Source organism: Hungatella effluvii, from assembly GCF_003201875.1.
GTDB lineage: Bacteria > Bacillota > Clostridia > Lachnospirales > Lachnospiraceae > Hungatella > Hungatella effluvii.
This window is the reverse complement of record NZ_QJKD01000003.1, coordinates 108671-129855: the sequence shown is the minus strand read 5'-3', so window position 1 is coordinate 129855 and position 21185 is coordinate 108671. Positions and strand designations below refer to the sequence as shown.

The following is a 21185-nucleotide window of genomic DNA, read 5'->3' as shown; positions in this document are numbered from 1 at the left end:
TACTCAGGAGTTTATGCAGCGCTGTACCAGGAGCACGTCCGGACAGGAGGAACAAAGCAGTGATGCGAAAATGGATTGCCGCAGCCGCTGTGCTTTTGTTTGGCACATTGGGTACGGGACAGGCCTGGGCAGGGACATGGCAGTATCAGGCCGCAGAACAGCCAGGCCCCGGTACGAAGGAGAGCGGATGGCAGTACCAGGAGGATGACGGAACATCTGCCCCGGAAGGCTGGATTACGGATCAGGGCAGATGGTATTACATAGGAGCCGATGGATTTATGAAAACCGGCTGGATAGAGCTTCAGGGGATCTGGTATTATCTGGAGGATTCCGGAGCGATGGTCTGTGGGACAACCCGTATGATCGACGGGACGGAGTATACCTTTGATGATAACGGCGCCATGGTGGAAGGACCCGGCGTCACACCGGCGGCGGGGAGCTGGAACGGAATGACGTTTACCAGCCCCAGGCTGGGCTATCAGGTGACGGTTCCGGAAGGCTTCGTGCCGCTGGAATCCTATATGGATTTATACGTGGATGATACCATGACCCTGGATCTGTCGGTGGCGGCGCCGGATATGACGGTGTCCATGGTGGTGGTGACGTATGATCAGATGGACGAGGAGTTTAAAGGAATGGATGCCGGACAGCTGGCCGCGGTGATGGGGCAGGGACTCGGCGGATACGACGAGTACATGCAGATCGGAGCGGTGGAGATGGTCACCCTTGGCGGCCGGGAATATGCGAAGCTGCCGGTAATCTATACGGGACTTCTCAACCAGGATCTGTATTTCCGGTGGTCGGGAGAATCCATTATGATGATCGAGATCGTCTACGATCCATACCGGAAGGATATGGCGGACGGAATTATCGGATCGATCCGATGAAGGAACGAAAGCAGAAAAGGTGTGTCAGCAGAATCATCGTTTTGATGATTCTGCGGCACACCTTTTTGAACTGTTCCGATTATTATCCGCGGCAGCAGAATTCGATCTTTTTAATCAGCTCTTCGTAATTATCGGAATAAATCTGAAGATTGAGCAGGCGGTTGACTCCAAGACTCAAAATGCCAAGCAGGGACTTTCCGTCAACAATCATATGATCACATTGTAAATCCAGATCACCGGAATACCCTTCAAGCGCTTTTAAATAATCCATCACTTCATCGACGGACTGGAATACAACCTTTACTTCTCCCATGTGAAGTACCTCCTTTATACATTGATAAGTATGTTGTATTTTAGTGGAAATGAGAAGAAAAGTCAAATAAGAAGTTGTTAAGAAACAGCAGTTTCATGCTAAAATACCGTTAATATGCGGCCCTGATGAGGCGTGAACTGTACTGAAGCAGAGAGTATCACAGAAATACAGAGATAATAATTGACATATGTCAAAAATTGCCTTATAATAAATGACATATGTCAATAACATCTGCAAAAGGGAGGAAACGATATGGCACGGCCCGTTAAGGCAAGACGGATATGCGGAATACCGGGAAGAATACGGTTTGGACCGTTGGAAGCAGGGACAGACCCGGAGACGGACCAGAACATTTCCCTGACGCTGGAAGAGTATGAGACGATCCGCCTCATCGACTATCTGGGCTGTACTCAGGAGGAGTGTGCAGACCAGATGGGCGTGGCCAGGACGACGATTCAGGCCGTATACCAGTCCGCGAGGATGAAGATAGCGGCCATGTTGGTGGAGGGAAGCGCTCTTTCCATCTGCGGAGGAAACTATGAGGTATGCCCCAGGGCGGGCGGCTGCTGTAAAAAGGACTGCAGAAAGCGTCTCTGCCCCGGACGCAGGTGTGATGGACAAGAGCACTCTCGGAAACTCCCTTGCGCCCATCTTTGTGGCTGATTTTCCGCCATATGCACACAAATTTATTCAACGTACACGCCGTGTACGCCTCGTAAATTTGTGCACATCTGACGAAAAATCATCTCACAAATCTGAGCACAAGGAGTTTCCGAGAGTACTCGAATATCATAATGGAGGATGTAATCATGAAAATTGCGGTAACGTATGAGAACGGCGGTGTGTTTCAGCATTTTGGACACAGCGAACAGTTTAAGATCTATCAGGCAGAAGAGGGAACTGTTGTATCTTCAGAGGTTGTGGAAACCGATGGAAACGGACACGGCGCGCTGGCTGGATTCTTAAAAGGGATGGGAGTGGAGACTCTGATCTGCGGAGGTATCGGCGGAGGAGCGAGAAATGCGCTGAGCGAGGCCGGAATCGAACTGTATCCGGGTGTGAGCGGAGATGCGGACCAGGCTGTGGAGGCGCTCTTAAAGGGAACGCTCTCCTACAATCCTGATACCATGTGCAGCCACCACCATGAAGGCGAAGACCATGACTGCAATCATGGCGGCGGAAGCTGTCATCACTAAAACTCTGTCGGTTTAAACAGGGCTGTCTTCCCGGCGTTTCGCGGGAATCTTTATGGTCACCTCCGTTCCCGTTCCGGGAGAACTCTGGAAGGTAAGGCCGTAGGAATCTCCGTAGAGACGCTTCAGACGGAGGTTGGTGTTATAGACACCGATGTGTACAGAATCGGAGGTTCCATTTGCCATGGGATCTCCGTTTCCTTCTGCCAGAATGGATTCCAGCTTTTCGGGAGGAATCCCGATGCCGTCGTCGGAGATGAGGAAGACAATGTCCCCGTCCTGCCGCCAGCCCGTCAGAAGGATGTTGCCGCTTTTTTCTTCCTTGTCCATGATTCCGTGGAGCCATGCATTCTCCACAATGGGCTGGAAGGTCAGCTTTGGAATGGTATATTCGGACAGTTCATCCGGCACATCCACGACGAAGCTGACACAGTCGTCGTAACGCATGTTCTGGAGCTCCACGTATAGCTCGGTGTGTTCTAACTCTTCCTCGATGGTGTTCATAAGTCCCCGCTTGCTGAGCGTCAGCTTATAGAAACGGGAGAGCGTCTGGACCGCTTTCGTAACGTCTTCTTTTCGTCCGGTTCTGGACAGCCAGTTAATCATATCCAGTGTATTATAGAGAAAATGCGGATTAATCTGCGCCTGTAAGGCCCGGAATTCCGCCAGCCTTAAGTCTTCGGAGGCCTTCTCCTGGCTGTTCATCAGATCGTTGATCTCTTCCGTCATATAGTTGTACGTGTCGGTGAGAACGCCGATCTCGTCACAGCCGGTCTCCTCGGCCTCCATCGGCCTGGGGCGGCCTGTACGGACGGATTCCATCTGATAGGCCACCGCGATGATACGGTCCGCGATGGAGACGGAAAGCTTCAGGGCGATGAAGAGGGCGGCGGCGGTGAAGAGGAGGTAGGCCATAATCAGCTGAACCATCAGCTTACTCCCAGCGTCGGTGATATGGCTGGAGGGCAGCAGGGAGACCATGTACCAGTCCGTGTTCCTGATGGGGAAGTAAGCCGTATATGCGTCGCCATCCGGATACGCCACCAGGGAAAATGTCTTTTCCGGACCGATCTTGGAAAAGAATTCGTCCGCAGGAATATAGTAGATCCCCGCAAGGGCCATGTCGGAGGCGGATACCATCACGTCACGGCTGTTGATGATGTAGGCCGCCTCTCCCTTGACTGAGGCGTTGTTAATAAGCGCGGAATCGAAGGGCTCACTGTTAAAATACACTGCCAGATAGGCGGAGGCCTGCACAAGCTCCTGATCGGAACCGACAGGCGGCAGATAGGTGATCTTGGAAATATAGGCCAGGCGGCCGAATTCCCCTGCTTCGGACGGACTTAAGTAGAGCTCCGGGCAGAGCAGTTCCTTATCATGCATGGTGCTGAAGATTCCGTACCAGTAGCTGCTGCTGACAGAGGAGACCGGAGAAAACAGCCGGTTGCCCTCTGTATTGTATTTCATCAGATCAGGGTAAACGGAATCATCATAGTAGATGCGGATTCCCGTGATCATGGTGTTGTCGGTCAGGCTGTCCGTCAAATGAAACAGGCTGTCCATCCGGTTCTGCTCCGGCTCAAACGCCGCTGCATCGCTCTCCGAGAGATAGAAGAGGCGGTGGATGGAGGAAGACTCCTTGAGTGCGTCGGATACGTAGGTCACGTGGGAGACCAGATTCTCGATCGACGCCGCCGTCTGTGCAGATAAGGCCTGCTCCGAGCGGATGGAGTCGTCCATGACGATGCCGTAAAGCTTTACGAAAATAAAGCCTGATAAGACCGCCGTGGGCAGCAGAATTAAAAGAGCGTGGGAGATAACAAGCTTATTCTTTAATTTCAGGTCATACGTATAGTGACGCATCATTCGTTTGAAGAAGTTTTTCATGAAAGTATTTTCTCCCTGTATTCAGAAGGGGACAGGCCCACCAGCTTCCGGAAGGTCTTGCTGTAATAGTTGCCGTCGCTGTAGCCCACCTTGGAGGAAATATCGGCGATCTTATAACGGGGATCGCCCAAAAACTGCTTGGACTTCTTGATCCGGTAATTGGTCAGATACTGGTTCAGTGTCTGACCCGTCTCATTTTTAAACAGCGTGCAGATATAGCTGGAAGACCGGTTCACGTATTCGCTGACATCAAGCACAGAGAGCGAGGAGATGGCATAGTTCTGGTGAAGGTATTCCTTGACCTGAAAGACCAGGGGATTCTCCCCTGTGTCCCGGCTTAAATGGTCAAAATACTGTTCGATTTTCTCTGCCAGCAGACTGTGCAGCTCGGAGAATGTGCGGCAGCGGAGTACGCTGTCCCAGATGGACTGAGGATTTACTCCCTCGCTGCTCCACAGGGAAATGTAGTTCATGATGCCGTTTTCGTCCAGCTTTACAAGGTATTTGTAGTAGATATCCTTCACCTGGCTGGGCAGAAGCGGCTGGCCGTTCAAGATGGAGTCGTGGAGCAGTCTCGCGAGCTCCAGCGCCTTCTCCTTCTGCTTTTCCGAGAGGGCCAGGCCAAAGTCCATCAGCACATCGGCGGGCGGGCAGAGGGCGGCCGGTTTATCGTAATCGGTCAAAATGGAATTGAACTCGTGAAAAAAGCTGTTTTCCAGGAGGAGCTTCGCCTTCTCGTAAGAGAGATGGACGGAGGCGGCGCCCGTGACGATAGGGCCTACTGCGAGGAAAAAGCGGCAGTATTTGTCGAAACTCTCCTGTAAGAACAGGGCGCATCGCTTAACGGCCTCCTTATCGGGCTTTTTCTCAGAATATATATGTACGATCACATAGCGGTCGGAGCGGAAGGCATAGACCTGCTTTAATCCCAGCGCCTTTAACAGAATCAGGAAATTCTCCCGCGCCTCATCCATCGGGATCTCCGGAAGCTCGGAGAGCGGCGTCATACTGTCCACGATGATTGTGAAAAACGAGGTGGCGGGACCAATGGTAAGCTCCAGCTGGCCGCTCAGCTCCAGCGCCGCCGCCTCGCTGCCCGGAAGCGACAGAAGGTGGGCCAGATGGCCTTTCTGTTCCTTTTCCTGTATCATGACGGCGCTCCGCGTGTGGCTGCGCACCTGGCAGTTTAACAGGGCTTCAGCCAGGGCGTCGTCGAGCTCGGAGAGGCTCAGTGGTTTCTCTACGTAGCGGACAGCCTTCAGTTTGATGGCTGCCTTTAAATACTCTTTATCAGAATAGGCACTCATAAAAATAATAGCGGTGTCAGGATTCTTTTCCAGTATGGCTTCTGCCATCTCAACACCTGTCATCCGGGGCATCCTCACATCGGTTAAGACAATGTCCGGCTGTTCGGAGACCGCAGTCTCCAGGCCGTGTACCCCGTCGTCGGCGAGAAGTATGGAGTCAAAAGGCAGAGAAAGCCTGGCGATGCTGTCACGGATTCCCTCGCGGGTCAGTTTTTCGTCGTCTACAATCAGCAGTTTCATCGTATCTTTCTCCTTCCAAAAATGCGGGAACGCCAGAACGTCCCCGGTTTCATGTTTTGTAAACATGGTATATAAATATTGTAACAGGAAATAGGAAATATGCAACGAAAATAGACAAATTACCCCATGGGTAGTATACTGGAATATAATGGAAGCAAAAGAGGAAACAGCGGAGGGAAGACGGTGAAACGGTTCTGGCTGATAATAGGACTTCTGACCCTTTTAAGCCTTGCGGCGTGCAGTGCTGCGGGGCTGGTGGCGGAGGATCCGGAATATGCAATAATCATGAAATCGAAAGATAACCAGTATAATGAAGAAGTGGCGGAATCGTTCCGCCAGGTGACAGAGGAAGCGGGATATCGCTGCGAGGTGCTGTATCCGGAATCGGCGAGGGCCCAGGATCAGGTGATTCTTGTGCGCCGTATGATGCGGGAGAGGGTGAAAGCCATCGCCATCGCGGTCAGTGACGAACATGCGCTCGCTCCCGTGTTAAAGGAGGCGATGGCAAAAGGAATCGTGGTCACTACTTTAGATTCTGACACGGAAAAGGACAGCCGCAGCATTTATGTGAGCCCGGCCGATCCAAAGGAGACAGGCGCCAGTCTGGTGCACGCGGTCAGAGACTGTATGGATGGGGAAGGCCAGTGGGCAATCCTTTCGGCCCAGGCCCGTTCAGCCAATCAGAGCCAGTGGATTCGCGCCATGATGGAAGAACTGGAGCAGCCGGAGTATCAGAATATGCGTCTCGTGGATATTGTATATGGGGAGGATGATTATAAGGCATCCGAAGCCAGAACGAGAGAGCTGATTGAGAAGTACCCGGCTCTTAAGGCGATCTGTGCGCCCACCACGGTAGGGATTAAGGCCGCTGCGGATGTCGTAAAAGAGCAGGGACTTGAGGGACAGATCAGGGTGACAGGTCTTGGGATTCCACCCATGTCTGAGGAAGACGCTGTTTCTGACGACGCCTGCGTGTGCCCGGAGTTAATTCTCTGGAATCCGGCTGCATTAGGAGCGTTGTCTGCCCAGGTGTCCATGGCACTGGTTAATCAGGAGCTTACAGTGAGAGAAGGAGCGGTATTTAAAACGGAAGACGGCAGGGACTATCCGATTCACGAGGGCGCCGGCGGCGGTCTGGAAGTGACGGCGGGGGATCCCGCAGCGCCGGATGAGGGCGGCAGCGGCCTGTGAAACGGGGATAAATGGCAAAAACGAAATATTTTCCAGTATTTAGAAAAATATTACCGTAGAAATGTCGATTCCTGTCGTGTTATGATATAAACTGTCAGAAAACAAAGGGGTGATAAAAATGAAGCATATTTTCGTAACGTTTGACCAGGCAGAACAGATCTTTTCATTTGTAAAAATTATGAGCAAATGTGATTTTGATGCGGACGTAAAACTGGGAAGCCGTATAGTAGATGCGAAGTCGATTGTTGGAGTGCTGTCCCTTGCTAAATCGAGAACAGTAGAAGTTATCTTCCATACAGATAACTGTGATAATATAATTGATCAGATAGCAGCTATCGTTCCCATCGCTGCGTGAAGAAAAAGCAAAATCAGGCCGAATAAGCCATAGAGTTTCAAGTGCCGGAAGGCAGAGAAAGTAAAAGGTAGAACCGTTTACTTTCTCTGCCTTCTTTTTGTGCAACAGCTGCTTCAGAGGGGGTCTCTTATGAGCCCGTGGACTGGTAATGGGACAATCCGAAACGCCACAGGCAGGCCGCCGGAATTAAGAAGAGGCAGGCGGGCAGCGGAAGAAGGGCGTACCAGTCCCTGACTGTTTTGCCGGTCAGATAGAGGAAGGGATAGTACTGGAACAGGGAAAACGGCACCAGGAAGGTGCAGATCGTGAGCACCGTCTTTCCGTAAATGGCAATTGGATATTTACCGTATTCCCGCGCGCCGTCCGTGAACACGTTCATGAACTCCAGCCCCTCCAGGGTGAAGAAACAGATGGAGGCGAAGATGATATAGATAGCGGCAAACACGAGGGTCCCGCCTCCGATCATGAGGATCAGCGTGAGCACCCGCATCGGTGTCCAGAGAATACCGCTTTTCACCACTCCGTAAGCCAGCATGACGACAGCCTGGAGAAGCCGTCCGATCCTTGTAAGCTCGATCTTGCTGCACAGCACCAGGAAGACGCAGCTGCCCGGCCGCAGCAGGATCCGGTCGAATTCACCGTTTCCAATCATCAGGTTGAAGGTATCGAAGCTGCGGAAAAATGTCTCCGCCAGCGTGTACGCCATCAGCGTGATGGAAAAACATAAGAGCACCTCCGGATAGGTGAAGCCGGAAACCTCATGAAAACGCGTCATCATGAAGTAGACGCCCAGAAATGCGTTAAAAGAGACGAGAAACTGTCCCAGCATGGTGAAAAAGAACGAAGCCTTGTGCTGCATCATGCTTTTTAACTGCATTTCAAAAAAACGAAAATAAAGCCGTACTGCTTTCATAAAAGATTCCTCCTTTTTCTCAACCGCCCTGTATGACAACGTGTTTCAATGCATGGCGTTCCATGGCCCTGCCGGCGGCCAGCATCACAAGCAGCCAGAAGATCTGCAGCGAAAGGCTTAAGTATATCTCACGGCCGCTCAAATCACCGCCGAAGATGCGGAACGGCACATTCTGTATGGAGGCAAAGGGCAGCAGGCTGACGACAGCTCCTATATTTCCCGGCAAAAAGGGCAGGGGGATGACGGCGCCACTGAAAAAATCGAAGAGCGATGAGACGATCAGCCGGATTCCCTGAGAGGAAATGGTATAAAAAACAGACATATAGACCACCATGTTAAGCGCAGTGACGATGAACAGCGCCAGAACCATGGAAAGTACGGTAAAAAACCAGGTTCCCGCATGGGAGGGCAGTGTGAGGCCGTAGGGCTTCGGAAGGAGAAGGGCTGCGATGAGAATCGGCATACAGCGCAGCACCGCCTTTGACAGACGGACGGCCAGACTCCGGACATACCACATATTATAGAGGCGCACGGGACGGCAGAGCTCGTAGGCTACATTACCCGTGGTGATGGAATCAAACAGCTCCATCTCCCAGAACCAGGCCATGTAGAGGGCCAGAAACGCCTGCTGAAGCCAGACGTAGGTCGACAGCGCCTGAAAGGTCATGGGAAATGACGAGGAATCCGCCTGATAGAAGGCCCGGAACAGTAAAATCTCCATGGCGCCCCAGACAAACTGGGTGACCATGCCTGACACCGCGGCAGTCCGGTACTGCAGCCCGTGTAGGAAGCGAATCCGGAAAAATGAGAGATATTTTTTCATAAGCCGCCTCCTAAATCCGATAATCGCGGTACAGATCGGCGACCATCTCATCCAAAGTCTCCCCTTCTTCCCTGCAGTGATTTTTCAGTGACTCGAAGGTGCCGTCTAAAAGCAGGCGGCCTCTTCCGATCAGCATGACCCGGTCTGCCATGGCTTCTATGTCCTGCATGTCATGGGTGGTCAGGAGGACCGTGGTGCCGTGAATTCTGTTCTGTCTGCGGATAAAGTCACGGACCGCCAGCTTGGAGACGGCATCCAGGCCGATGGTCGGTTCATCCAGAAATAAGATTTTCGGCCGGTGCAGCAGGGAGGCGGCGATTTCACAGCGCATCCGCTGGCCGAGGGACAGCTGTCTGGCAGGCGTCCGCATGATTTCACTCAAGGACAGTAAATCTACAAGCTCGTCGAGTGCATCTTCGTAATGTGTCTGGGGAATTTCATAGATGTCGCGGAGAAGTTCGAAGGAATCGATGACGGGCACGTCCCACCAGAGCTGTGAGCGCTGGCCGAATACGACGCCGATCTCTTTTACGTGTTCCCTCCGTTCCTTCCAGGGTATCCGGCCGTCAATGAGGCAGGTTCCGCTGTCGGGAGTCAGAATTCCGCTTAAGATTTTGATGGTGGAGCTTTTTCCTGCGCCGTTGGGGCCTATGTAGCCGACCATCTCACCGTCACCGATGGTGAAGGTGATGTCGTTCAGCGCATGGACATAGTCCACTTCCCTGTGAAAAAGCGCCCTGACCGCTTCAGAAAAGCCGGCGCTCCTTCTTGCGACTTTAAAAGTCTTGTTCACATGTTCCACTTGAATCATAATGGTTCCTCCTGGTAGTAATATTATGGAACGTGGACTTTCTGACAGAGGACAGCCGGTTGCAGATCTGTCGTAACAGTGAGTGCGTTCTAATATCTTGCCAAGCGGTGGAATGCCTCAAAAACCGCATTCCTCTCCGGGAGATGACTGTGCAGCAGGAAATGACGCCTGCTTCCCGGGGACTCTACCGTGGTATCAATATTCTCTTTTCCCGATTCCCGGAATGGGATGACGGCGGGAGAAAGGAACTTCATTTTAGCACCGGAGAGGGCAAAAGTCAACGGAAAAAGGGTATTGACTTATTCATAAAATGTGATAATATAAACATATGAACAGTTATTCATATGAAGGAATAAAATAAGAACAAGAAGGAGGTAAATCATGGAGGATGGAAACAGAATGGATCTGCAGGACAGCGAGGCACCGCACTGTGATTTTATATCGGTCCACGAGGACATTGTAAACCGTGTCATGCAGGTGATGCCGGCTGACCAGCAGCTTCTGGATCTGGCCGAATTCTTCCGGGTATTCGGAGATTCCACCAGAATCAGGATCCTGTATGTACTCAGCCAGTCCGAGATGTGCGTTTGTGATATCGCAGGCCTTTTAAAGATGGGGCAGTCAGCGATATCCCATCAGCTGCGCGTCCTAAAGCAGATGCGTCTGGTAAAGTTCAGGCGGGACGGAAAAACCGTATTTTATTCCCTTGCAGACGGCCATATCGAGACGATTCTGGCCCAGGGCATGGAACATATCTGCGAATAAGAGAAAAGAAAAAGGAGAGAGTAAGGTATGAGAAAGATTATTAAATTAGAAGGTTTATGCTGTGCAAACTGTGCTTCAAAGATCGAGACTGAGGTTTCGAAGCTGGCAGGCGTGAAGTCTGCAGCACTCAGCTTTATGACGCAGAGACTGACCATAGAGGTCGAGGACGACCGCGCAGACGCGATTGTGGAAGAAAGCAGAAAAATTGCATATAAGATAGAGCCGGAAGCAGAATTCAAGGTACTCCGGTAAACGTTAAGGAGCAGCGATGACGAAAAAACAGAAAACGATGGTAGTAAGGCTGGCGGTCAGCGCGGTATTTCTGATTGCGGGAGCCCTGATGGAAGGGAAGACGGCTTATGCATGGATTCCGTTTATGATTTCTTATCTGTCGGCCGGTTATGACATTCCGCTAAAGGCGGTGCGCAATATTTCCCATGGCCAGGTATTTGATGAGAATTTCCTGATGACAGTGGCAACCTTCGGAGCGATCGGATGCGGAGCCCTGGAAGAAGCGGTTGCGGTCATGCTGTTTTATCAGGTAGGAGAGTTATTCAGCGATTATGCTGTCAACAAGTCGAGAAAGTCCATCACCGAGCTGATGGATATCAACCCGGAGTATGCCAACCTGGTCCGGGATGGAAAAGAAGAGAAGGTCGATCCGTATGAAGTCGAAGTCGGAGATACGATCGTCGTTAAGCCAGGGGAAAAGGTACCGCTCGACGGCGTGATTATAAAAGGAAGCTCCAGCCTTGATACGAAGGCGCTGACCGGAGAGTCCATGCCGGTGGAGGTAAAGGATCATGATCCGATTATCAGCGGCTCCATCAATTTAAACGGAGTTCTGGAGGTCCAGGTGACGAAGCTGTTCGACGACTCCACCGTGGCAAAGATCCTGGAACTGGTGGAAAACGCCAGCTCCAGAAAGGCAAAAGCCGAGAACTTCATCACGAAATTTGCCAGAGTGTATACCCCTGTGGTGGTCTGTCTGGCGCTTGTTCTGGCTATTATTCCGCCTCTGATCACGGGAGGAAACTGGGGGATCTGGATTTACCGCGCGTGCAGCTTCCTGGTAGTGTCCTGCCCATGCGCACTGGTTATCTCTGTTCCGCTCAGCTTCTTCGGCGGTCTGGGAGCGGCTTCGAAGCAGGGGATCCTGATGAAAGGAAGCAACTATCTGGAAGCGGTGGCGTCACTCGATACGGTGGTATTTGATAAGACAGGAACGCTGACCACCGGAAAGTTCCAGGTGACACGGGTAAAACCGGTGGAAGGAACGAAGGACGAACTGCTTGAACTGGCGGCCTACGGAGAGTTTCATTCCAATCATCCGATTGCCCTGTCGGTGAAGGACGCATATGGAAAGAGCGTGGAGGAATCCAGGATCGTCACGGCGGAAGAGATTGCCGGACACGGAATTCACGCCGTACTGGATCTGGAGAACGGCAGAAAAGACTTATATATCGGTAATGAACGGCTGATGAAGGCACAGGGAATCACCATTTCGGATGTGCCGGAAATCATAGGAACATCCCTCTACATCGCAGAAGGCGGCGTGTTCCTCGGTTCCATCATCATCTCCGATACAGTGCGAGAGGATGTGCCGGAAGCACTGCACGGACTGAGAAGAGCCGGCGTCAGACGTCTCATAATGCTGACCGGAGACAAACCGGAAGTGGGCAGGGCGGTTGCAGATAAGCTGAGCCTCGACGAAGCGTACGGCGGCCTCCTGCCAGGGGATAAAGTGGGAAAGGTAGAAGAACTCCTCACTACGAAGCCGGAAGGCAGCACACTGGGATTCGTGGGCGACGGCATCAATGACGCCCCCGTTCTTGCCAGGGCGGATATCGGTATCGCCATGGGCGGAATCGGTTCCGACGCGGCAGTGGAAGCGGCGGACGTGGTGATTATGACAGACGAACCTTCCAAACTCGTGGATGCCATCGTTATCGCCAGAAAAACCATGCGGATTGTGAAACAGAATATTATATTTGCAATCGGTGTCAAGGTGCTGGTTCTGATTCTTACGGCACTTGGATTTGCAACCATGTGGGCGGCGGTATTCGCCGATGTGGGGGTTTCTGTACTGGCGATTTTAAATGCCATCCGGGCGCTGAATTATAAGAATGCGCGGGAGAAGACGTTTGAGGGCAGCGCAGGTACGGAAGTTTAAGGAAAATGGCCCCATACCTTTTCGGGAAAACCGGATGACTGGATTGTTTTCCAAATATGAATAAAATGCTTCCAGAATAAGAATAAAAATACATTGACAAACTTTTCTCAAGCTGTTATATTTTATGCATATAACGGGGGTGATGTAAGAGAATTTCATCGGGGCGGACGCTCCGGTCAGGGGTTCTGGTACATCACGCCCCTTTTTGTGTAAGAGGAAAGGGAGACGCTATTATGAGCAAATACAGTAAGGAAGATATCTTCCGAATCGTGGAAGAGGAAGATGTGGAGTTTATCCGGCTTCAATTCACTGACATTTTTGGCATGCTGAAAAATGTTGCCATTACATCGAGCCAGCTGAAGAAGGCGCTCGATAACCGCTGCATGTTTGACGGGTCCTCAATCGAGGGCTTTGTGCGGATCGAGGAATCCGATATGTATTTATATCCGGATCTGGATACCTTTGAGATTTTTCCGTGGCGCCCGCAGCAGGGAAAGGTGGCGCGGCTGATGTGTGACGTCTACCGTCCCAATAAGACTCCGTTTGAGGGGGATCCGCGGTATGTGCTGAGAAGCGTGCTAAAGGAAGCGGCCGATATGGGGTTTGTCTTTAACGCCGGACCGGAATGCGAATTTTTTATTTTTCAGACAGATGAGGAAGGCCGACCGACGACGGAGACCCACGAAATGGCCGGGTACTTCGACGTGGCTCCTATTGATCAGGGAGAGAATGTCCGCCGGGATATCGTGCTCAATCTGGAGGACATGGGATTTATGATAGAGGCCTCTCACCACGAGATGGCGCCGGGACAGCATGAAATCGACTTCGAATACGCGGAAGGGCTGGTAACGGCCGACAATGTCATGACGTTTAAGATGGCAGTAAAAGCGATTGCGAAACGCCACGGCCTTCATGCCACGTTTATGCCGAAGCCTAAGGCGGGAGTCAATGGATCGGGTATGCATTTAAATATGTCCCTGTCTGATTTAAATGGAAAGAATTTATTTGAGGATGAGACGGATCCGCTGGGGCTCAGCCAGCTCGCCTACCAGTTTATGGCCGGCATCCTCTGCCATATGAAGGAGATGACCATTTTAACGAATCCTCTGGTGAATTCCTACAAGCGGCTCGTGCCTGGATACGACGCGCCCATCTATATCGCGTGGTCCGCAAAGGCAAACCGCAGTCCGCTGATTCGGATTCCGTCGTCAAGAGGAGAGAGCACCCGGATCGAGCTGCGCTGCCCGGACCCTTCCGTCAATCCGTATCTGGCGCTGGCGGCCTGCCTGGCGGCTGGCCTGGACGGGATTAAAAAAGGTATGGTTCCGCCTGACAGTGTGGATACTAATATTTATACCATGGCGCCGGAGGAGGTTCTTGCGCGCGGTATTTCCAGGCTTCCTGAGACGCTCGGAGAGGCCATCGAGGAATTTAAGAGCAGCGAATTCATGAAAGAGGTTTTGGGAGAGCATATTTATACCAAGTATCTGGAGGCCAAGGAAGCCGAATGGCGGATGTTCCGGGCGTACGTAACGGATTGGGAGACAAAGGAGTACTTGTATAAGTATTGATATTTTGTTTCGCAGCTGATTCGATACCCTGGAGGTGAGTGCGCTTGGCCAATGTGATTGTGGCGTTCTCCAAACCGGAGGACGCAAAAAATATTAGGAATATTCTTGCAAAAAATGGCTTTTCGGTCGCGTCGGTCTGTACTTCCGGCGCACAGGCCATTAACAGCGCCGATGAACTGGGAAGCGGGATTGTGGTATGCGGGGCAAGATTTGCAGACATGGTGTACGAGGAACTCTACGACTGTCTGCCGCCGGGAGTCCGGATGCTTTTGGTGGCATCGCCGGGACTCTGGAACGGAAGAGCGCCGGAGGATGTGGTCTGTCTCGGACTGCCCCTGAAGGTTCACGATCTGATCAGCACTCTGGAGATGATGATGGAATCGCTGGTCAGGAGAAGGAGAAAACAGAGACTGAAGCCTCTGGAACGGAGCAGGGAAGAACAGGAATTAATCAAACAGGCGAAGGAACTTCTGATGGACAGAAATCATATGACTGAGGCGGATGCCCACCGCTATCTGCAGAAATGCAGCATGGACAGCGGCACCAACATGGTGGAAACCGCGCAGATGATCATGAGTCTGATTAACAGATAAGGGGGATACCATGAAGTTTACAAAGATGCAGGGAACGGGTAACGACTACGTGTATATCAACTGTTTTGAGGAGACGGTGGAACGGCCGGAGGAGCTGGCGGTGAAGGTTAGTGACCGCCATTTTGGAATTGGTTCGGATGGCTTGATTCTGATCTGCCCTTCCGGGCAGGCGGACTGCCGCATGAAGATGTTTAATGCCGACGGCTCCGAGAGCGAGATGTGCGGAAACGGAATTCGGTGTGTGGGAAAATACGTGTACGACCACCATATTGTGGAAAAGGATGAATTCGATGTGGAGACAAAGGCGGGAATCAAGCATTTAAAGGTTACTGACGAGGGCGGTAAGGCCTCATTAATCACCGTGGATATGGGGATTCCCGAGGTGACGGGAGAGGTGCCGGAGCCGATCATGATCGACGGCCGGTCCTATGAATTCATTGGAATCTCCATGGGAAATCCTCACGCCATCTATTATATGGATGAGATTGACGGACTGGATTTAGAGGCCATGGGACCGGCGTTTGAGACACATGAACGTTTTCCGGAACGGACCAACTCAGAGTTTATCCAGGTGATCGACAGAAGCCATCTCCGCATGCGTGTGTGGGAGCGCGGAAGCGGGGAGACGTGGGCCTGTGGCACGGGAGCGACGGCAAGCGCTGTGGCCTCCGTCTTAAGCGGCAGGACGGAGAATACCGTGGAGGTGGAACTGAAGGGGGGAATATTAAGCATTACCTGGGACCGGGAGAGCGGCCATGTGTATATGACCGGGCCGGCCGTGGAAGTATTTCAGGGGGAATTTGATCCAGAAAATTTATAATATGCTCACAGGAGGACATCGATGGTAAAAGTAAATGACAACTATCTGAAACTGCCGGGAAGCTACCTGTTTTCCGCTATCGCAAAAAAGGTGAACGCCTATACTGCTGCAAATCCGGATAAGAAGATTATCCGTCTGGGAATCGGCGACGTCACGCAGCCTATTGCGCCGGCTCTCATAAAGGCGCTTCACGATGCCGTGGATGAGATGGGCAGTGCAGAGACATTTCATGGTTACGCGCCGGATCTGGGCTATGGCTTTTTGCGGGAGGCCATCGCGGCTGGCGATTACGAGGCCCGCGGATGTAAGATCGAGGCGGATGAAATCTTCATCTCCGACGGTGCGAAATGCGACTGCGGCAATATCCAGGAGATTTTCAGCGAGGACGCGGTCATTGCCGTCTGCGATCCGGTCTATCCGGTTTACGTGGATTCCAATGTCATGGCCGGCAGAACCGGGGAGTATGATGAGAAGACGGGAAAATGGAGCAGAGTCATTTACATGCCGTGCACGGCGGAAAACCAGTTTGTTCCGGAGCTCCCCGAGGAGACTCCCGATCTGATCTATCTGTGCGTTCCAAACAATCCGACCGGAACGACGCTTACGAGAGACCAGCTTAAGGTGTGGGTCGACTATGCCAACAGAACGGGAGCCGTGATCCTTTACGATGCGGCTTATGAGGCGTATATCGCAGAGCCGTCGGTTCCACACTCCATCTTCGAGATCGACGGGGCCAGAACGTGTGCCATAGAGTTCCGTTCCTTCTCGAAAAATGCCGGCTTTACCGGCGTGCGTCTGGGCTTTACCGTGATTCCGAAGGAACTGGTCCGCGGAGGTGTCATGCTTCATTCCCTGTGGGCGAGGCGCCACGGAACGAAGTTTAACGGCGCCCCCTATATCGTTCAGAAGGCCGGTGAGGCGGTATACTCTCCGGAAGGCAGAGCGCAGCTAAAGGAGCAGGTGGCCTATTATATGAGAAATGCGAAGGTGATCTATGAAGGGCTGAAGGAAATTGGCTGTGAGGTGTACGGCGGTGTCAACGCCCCCTATATCTGGCTTTTAGTCCCTGGCGGAATGACCTCCTGGGAGTTTTTTGACTGCCTCTTAAACGAGGCTGGCGTGGTGGGAACTCCTGGAAGCGGATTCGGGCCCAGCGGCGAGGGATACTTCCGTTTAACGGCATTCGGCACGTATGAGAACACGGTGGAGGCCGTGGAACGCATGAAAAATATGGTTTCCCTAAGAAAATAACGTTGACAACCGCTCTTTCTGTGGTTATGATAGATGAGAAATAAGAAAATAAAGATAATGGTTGTGAATAAAAAGGACAAAAGCGTTCGTACCCTGGTGGTACTGACGCTTTTTTTATGTAATTAGAAAAGTACTCCTATTACACAAAAAAGCCCTCCGGGCAGGATGCGCCCTCCGCGCTAAGGAAGTATGGCCGCTGAAGCAGCCGCGCTCCGGCGCGAAAGTCCGGCGAGCCGGACTCTTTATTCTTTTACGGGGGCCCCGCCTGCCGGAATTTTTATTTTATAAAAGGAGAGAAAAATCAGATGGATGAGATCGATAAGAAAATATTGCAGATGCTGCAGGAAAATGCAAGGTATTCCCTCAAGAAGATTGCTGAGAATACCTTTCTGTCTTCGCCGGCGGTTTCCTCCAGGATTGGAAAACTGGAACGGGAGGATATCATCACCGGGTATCATGCGGCGGTGGATCCGGTTAAGCTGGGATATCACATCACTGCATATGTAAATCTGGATGTTCTGCCTGGAGATAAGCCAGGATTTTACGATCGTATGGCGGAGATCCCCAATGTGCTGGAGTGCAGCTGCGTGACGGGAGACTATTCCATGCTGCTGAAGGTGGCCTTCCGGAGCACCATGGAACTGGACGCTTTTATCGGTGAAGTGCAGAAATACGGGAAGACGAACACACAGATCGTACTGTCAACTCCGATCGGTCCGAGGGGGGCGGATGGAATGGAGGCCGGCGATTCCTTTCTTCAGTCGACTAATTATTAATTATAGTGCATTTTTATAAAAAGTATTGTACCTTTTCTGAAGGTTTTGTATAATGTAGCTAAAGGTATCAGTCTGACAGGGATGCGTTTTCAGCAGGGAGGAGCAGAATGAGAAGATATAATATTAATTCTGACTGGAAATTCAGAAAAGGCGATGGAAGCCCTGCCGCCGTGGTCACGCTGCCTCACATCTGGGATATCAGGGGAGGGCAGAATGGAAACGGCGGCTATGTGGGAGTGTGCATCTATGAAAAGCAGATTGAGATGTCGGATGACTGGAAAGACAGGGACATCTATCTGGAGATAGGCGCTGCGGGCAGTGTCGCCGAGGTTGTGGTCAATGGTCAGCCGGTGGGGACGCATAAGGGCGGCTACTCCTTATTCCGGTTTAACATTACGGAATGGATGAGAGCGGGGCAGTACAACCGGATTGAAGTGCGGGTGGACAATTCCGTGCGCGACGATGTGTATCCGATTGCGGCGGACTACACGTTTTTCGGCGGTATTTACCGGGATGTCAATCTGGTGGTGGCGGATGCGTCGAGATTCAGCCTGGATGACGACGGCTCCGAGGGTGTTTATATCATTCCGGAGATTACAGGCGGCGGCAGAGGAAGGGTCCGCGTGTACAGCGTGGTGGACGAGCCGGAGGGGTGCGAGGTCTGCTGCCAGGTGCTGGATCAGGACGGGGAGCTGTGTGCGAAAGCGACGGTCAAGGCAGGAAAGGAGCCGGCAGAACTTTTTGTCGAGCAGCCTGTTTTGTGGAATGGACGCGGGGGTGCTTATCAGTACACGCTGTCTGCGGATTTGCTGAAGGACGGAAAGTGGATGGAGAAGCGGATGATCCGATTCGGCTTCCGAAGCATCAGCCTTTCCGCAGACAGCGGTTTTCAGATGAACGGGCAGAGGCTGCGTCTCCATGGCGTGGGGCTCCATCAGGACCGGGAGGACCGCGGATGGGCCATTTCCCGGGAGGATATGGAAGAGGACATGGCCCTCTTAAAGGAAATCGGCGCCAATACCGTAAGGCTGGCCCACTATCAGCACGCTCCTTATTTTTATGAGCTGTGCGACCGGGAGGGGCTGGCAGTATGGGCGGAGATTCCGTTTATCTCCAGGCTCTCAGACAGTGCGGCGGCCAGAGAAAACGCTCTTTTGCAGCTGACGGAGCTGATAAAACAGAACTACAATCATCCGTCCATCTGCTTTTGGGGAATCGGCAACGATGTGACCATGTTCGGCGCAGAGGACTGGGTGGAGGCGGCGCTTCGGGAGATGAATGCATTGGCGAAACGCCTCGATCCCGGACGCATCACGGTCTGCTCCCACATGATGATGCTTGCGGAGGACAGCCCTCTGAGCGCTATTACCGACGGAATCGGCTATAACGTCTATTACGGGTGGTATGTGGGCGAGTGCAGTGACCTGGGAGTCTGGCTGGATGAACTGCAGCAGAAGCAGGTGCCCGTTCCGATCGCCATATCGGAATACGGCGCCGATGGAATTCTGACTTACCAGACCGGTTCGCCGACGAGAGGCGATTACTCCGAGAGCTACCAGTCTCTGTACCACGAAGAAATGCTGGCAATCATAAGGGAGCATCCGCTGGTATGGGCGTCCTATGTGTGGAATCTGTGTGATTTTGCCTCCGTCAACCGCAGGGAAGGCGGTGTGAGCGGGAGAAATAACAAGGGGCTGGTCACGTATGACCGAAGGACGAGAAAGGATGCGTTCTACCTGTACAAGGCGGAGTGGTCCGGGGAGCCTGTGGTTCATATTACCGGAAAGCGTTATAAGAGACGGGCGGAAAGCAGGAACACCATCCGTGTTTATTCAAACGCAGAGGATGTGGAGCTGTTTGTGAACAGCAAATCCATGGGAGCCATGTGCAAGGACTGCCATATCTTCTGGCTGGACGGGGTGGTACTGCTTCCGGGGAAGAATGATATTCTGGTGAAGACGGAGCGCGGAGATTACGACGATGTGATCCTGTATGGAGAACAGGCGGATGAACCTTCCTATTTATTCAGACAGGACAGGAATGCGGAGATGCGGGAGGTGGCGACCGAGTACCGTGTGAGGAACGGGTATCATTCCGTATACGATACACTGGATGAGATTTTGGATAATCCGGTGGCAAAAAAGGTTTTGGAGGAGGAGGCGGGAGCCGATGTGTTGAGCCAGCCCCTGCTGCATACACTGGGAGAGTTTCCGTTAGAAAGCATTGCAAGGAAATCGGGAGGACTCATACGCAAGGAATGGGTTGTCCGGCTGAATGAACGCCTTACAAAAGTGAAGAAACTACAGGAATAGATCAAAAATGGTACATTCAGGGCTCTTTTCACATACTTTACATCATAGAGGTATGTGAAAGGAGTTTTTCTTTTGGCTGAAAGAAAGATAGTAGTGATAGATGCCGGTCACGGCGGCGCTGATCCGGGCGCAAAATTTGAAGGAAGACAGGAAAAGGACGATGCATTGAGGCTTGCCCTGGCGGTAGGAAAAATTCTGTCGGAGAATGGAGTAGACGTCAGATATACAAGAACAGATGATACGTATAATACGCCTCTGGAAAAGGCCACGATGGCGAATGAGGCGGGAGCGGACTATTTCGTATCGATTCACCGGAATGCCATGCCGATACCGGGCAACGCCTCCGGAGTCATGAGTCTCGTATTTGAGAATAAGGGGGTTCCGGCCCAGCTTGCGAACAATATCAATGAAGAGCTGGCCAATACGGGGTTTGCCAACCTGGGCATCATCGAGAGGCCGGGGCTGGTCGTGCTTCGCAGAACCGAGATGCCGGCCGTTCTGGTGGAGGTGGGATTCATCGACAATGAGGCCGACAACCAGCTCTTTGATGATAATTTCGATGCCATCGCAAAAGCGATTGCCGACGGAATTCTGACAACGATCCGGGAAGGGGAAGCGGAGCAGCCGGAGTACTACCAGATTCAGACGGGAGCTTACCGCATCCGCTCTCTGGCAGAGCAGCAGATGAACACACTGCGGTCCCAGGGATTCCCGGCCTTTATCGTCAGTGAGGACGGTTTATTCAAGGTACGTGCCGGCGCTTTCCGGGAGCTGGATAACGCCGTGCGCATGGAGCAGGAGCTGAGACGGTATGGATACAATACATTTCTTGTCAGAAGACCGGCAGTTTCTTAAGAGACCGGACCGGGACCATTTTCCAACGGTGAAAATGGTCCCGTTACCGTTCACAGCCATGTCGGTCTCTGCTTCCCGGTCTGCTCCGGCTGGCTTATGTGTTGTTTCCAGTTCCAGTTTCGGGGATAAGCACTTCTAAACGTGCAGAA

At 52.2% G+C, this 21185-nt stretch carries 21 protein-coding genes; 15 read left to right on the top strand and 6 right to left on the bottom strand.

Going from position 1 to position 21185, the window contains the following annotated elements:
* Window positions 1–62 precede the first annotated feature (62 nt).
* The gene (locus DFR60_RS06525; protein ID WP_110322178.1) at window positions 63–887 is read left to right on the top strand and encodes a hypothetical protein; all 825 of its coding nucleotides are present in this window, start codon (window positions 63–65) and stop codon (window positions 885–887) included.
* Between the two features lie 82 nt (window positions 888–969).
* On the opposite strand, the gene DFR60_RS06520 is transcribed toward DFR60_RS06525, so the two are convergent.
* On the bottom strand, window positions 970–1200 hold the full coding sequence (locus DFR60_RS06520) for an HPr family phosphocarrier protein (RefSeq protein WP_110322177.1): 231 nt from the start codon (window positions 1198–1200) through the stop codon (window positions 970–972).
* 252 nt (window positions 1201–1452) lie between these two features.
* On the opposite strand from DFR60_RS06520, the gene DFR60_RS06515 reads away from it, so the two are divergent.
* Both DFR60_RS06515 and DFR60_RS06510 read left to right on the top strand, forming a co-directional pair.
* A complete protein-coding gene (locus DFR60_RS06515) occupies window positions 1453–1863 on the top strand; it encodes a DUF134 domain-containing protein (RefSeq protein ID WP_110322176.1) in 411 nt (136 codons plus the stop codon).
* Window positions 1864–2009: 146 nt separating this feature from the next.
* On the top strand, window positions 2010–2396 hold the full coding sequence (locus DFR60_RS06510) for a NifB/NifX family molybdenum-iron cluster-binding protein (protein ID WP_110322175.1): 387 nt from the start codon (window positions 2010–2012) through the stop codon (window positions 2394–2396).
* Between the two features lie 12 nt (window positions 2397–2408).
* Here DFR60_RS06510 and DFR60_RS06505 read toward each other — a convergent pair whose 3' ends face one another.
* Window positions 2409–4280 (bottom strand): sensor histidine kinase, encoded by a 1872-nt coding sequence (locus DFR60_RS06505; RefSeq protein ID WP_110322174.1) that lies wholly within the window; start codon window positions 4278–4280, stop codon window positions 2409–2411.
* Window positions 4277–5827 (bottom strand): response regulator, encoded by a 1551-nt coding sequence (locus DFR60_RS06500; protein ID WP_110322173.1) that lies wholly within the window; start codon window positions 5825–5827, stop codon window positions 4277–4279. The genes DFR60_RS06505 and DFR60_RS06500 overlap by 4 nt, the downstream gene beginning before the upstream one ends.
* Before the next feature lie 183 nt (window positions 5828–6010).
* On the opposite strand from DFR60_RS06500, the gene DFR60_RS06495 reads away from it, so the two are divergent.
* Complete coding sequence (locus DFR60_RS06495) at window positions 6011–7018, top strand: substrate-binding domain-containing protein (protein WP_207659506.1); 1008 nt, start codon at window positions 6011–6013, stop codon at window positions 7016–7018.
* 118 nt (window positions 7019–7136) lie between these two features.
* Entirely contained in the window at window positions 7137–7373 is a 237-nt protein-coding gene (locus DFR60_RS06490; RefSeq protein ID WP_002603170.1) for an HPr family phosphocarrier protein, read from the top strand.
* A 127-nt stretch (window positions 7374–7500) separates the two neighbouring features.
* On the opposite strand, the gene DFR60_RS06485 is transcribed toward DFR60_RS06490, so the two are convergent.
* Genes DFR60_RS06485 through DFR60_RS06475 form a run of 3 tightly spaced genes read right to left on the bottom strand, consistent with a single transcriptional unit; the run spans window position 7501 to window position 9920 of the window.
* Complete coding sequence (locus tag DFR60_RS06485) at window positions 7501–8286, bottom strand: ABC transporter permease (protein ID WP_110322171.1); 786 nt, start codon at window positions 8284–8286, stop codon at window positions 7501–7503.
* A gap of 19 nt (window positions 8287–8305) precedes the next feature.
* The gene (locus DFR60_RS06480) at window positions 8306–9109 is read right to left on the bottom strand and encodes an ABC transporter permease (protein ID WP_110322170.1); all 804 of its coding nucleotides are present in this window, start codon (window positions 9107–9109) and stop codon (window positions 8306–8308) included.
* 10 nt (window positions 9110–9119) lie between these two features.
* Window positions 9120–9920 (bottom strand): ABC transporter ATP-binding protein, encoded by an 801-nt coding sequence (locus DFR60_RS06475; RefSeq protein WP_025531194.1) that lies wholly within the window; start codon window positions 9918–9920, stop codon window positions 9120–9122.
* Between the two features lie 399 nt (window positions 9921–10319).
* On the opposite strand from DFR60_RS06475, the gene DFR60_RS06465 reads away from it, so the two are divergent.
* From DFR60_RS06465 to DFR60_RS06420, 10 genes are all read left to right on the top strand, one after another.
* Window positions 10320–10685 carry an ArsR/SmtB family transcription factor gene (locus DFR60_RS06465; protein WP_025531196.1) on the top strand — a complete coding sequence of 122 codons (366 nt, stop codon included), beginning with the start codon at window positions 10320–10322 and terminating at the stop codon, window positions 10683–10685.
* 27 nt (window positions 10686–10712) lie between these two features.
* On the top strand, window positions 10713–10937 hold the full coding sequence (locus DFR60_RS06460) for a cation transporter (RefSeq protein WP_110322168.1): 225 nt from the start codon (window positions 10713–10715) through the stop codon (window positions 10935–10937).
* A 16-nt stretch (window positions 10938–10953) separates the two neighbouring features.
* Window positions 10954–12858 carry a heavy metal translocating P-type ATPase gene (locus DFR60_RS06455; RefSeq protein WP_110322167.1) on the top strand — a complete coding sequence of 635 codons (1905 nt, stop codon included), beginning with the start codon at window positions 10954–10956 and terminating at the stop codon, window positions 12856–12858.
* Window positions 12859–13091: 233 nt separating this feature from the next.
* A complete protein-coding gene (glnA, locus tag DFR60_RS06450) occupies window positions 13092–14429 on the top strand; it encodes a type I glutamate--ammonia ligase (protein WP_110322166.1) in 1338 nt (445 codons plus the stop codon).
* A gap of 44 nt (window positions 14430–14473) precedes the next feature.
* Window positions 14474–15022 carry an ANTAR domain-containing response regulator gene (locus tag DFR60_RS06445; protein WP_110322165.1) on the top strand — a complete coding sequence of 183 codons (549 nt, stop codon included), beginning with the start codon at window positions 14474–14476 and terminating at the stop codon, window positions 15020–15022.
* 10 nt (window positions 15023–15032) lie between these two features.
* A complete protein-coding gene (gene dapF, locus DFR60_RS06440; RefSeq protein WP_110322164.1) occupies window positions 15033–15842 on the top strand; it encodes a diaminopimelate epimerase in 810 nt (269 codons plus the stop codon).
* 21 nt (window positions 15843–15863) lie between these two features.
* Window positions 15864–17093 (top strand): LL-diaminopimelate aminotransferase, encoded by a 1230-nt coding sequence (locus DFR60_RS06435; protein WP_110322163.1) that lies wholly within the window; start codon window positions 15864–15866, stop codon window positions 17091–17093.
* 305 nt (window positions 17094–17398) lie between these two features.
* Window positions 17399–17869, top strand: coding sequence for an Lrp/AsnC family transcriptional regulator (locus DFR60_RS06430; RefSeq protein ID WP_110322162.1), 471 nt, complete (start codon window positions 17399–17401; stop codon window positions 17867–17869).
* Window positions 17870–17976: 107 nt separating this feature from the next.
* A complete protein-coding gene (locus DFR60_RS06425; RefSeq protein ID WP_110322161.1) occupies window positions 17977–20181 on the top strand; it encodes a glycoside hydrolase family 2 protein in 2205 nt (734 codons plus the stop codon).
* Window positions 20182–20253: 72 nt separating this feature from the next.
* A complete protein-coding gene (locus tag DFR60_RS06420; RefSeq protein WP_110322160.1) occupies window positions 20254–21036 on the top strand; it encodes an N-acetylmuramoyl-L-alanine amidase in 783 nt (260 codons plus the stop codon).
* Window positions 21037–21185 lie beyond the last annotated feature (149 nt).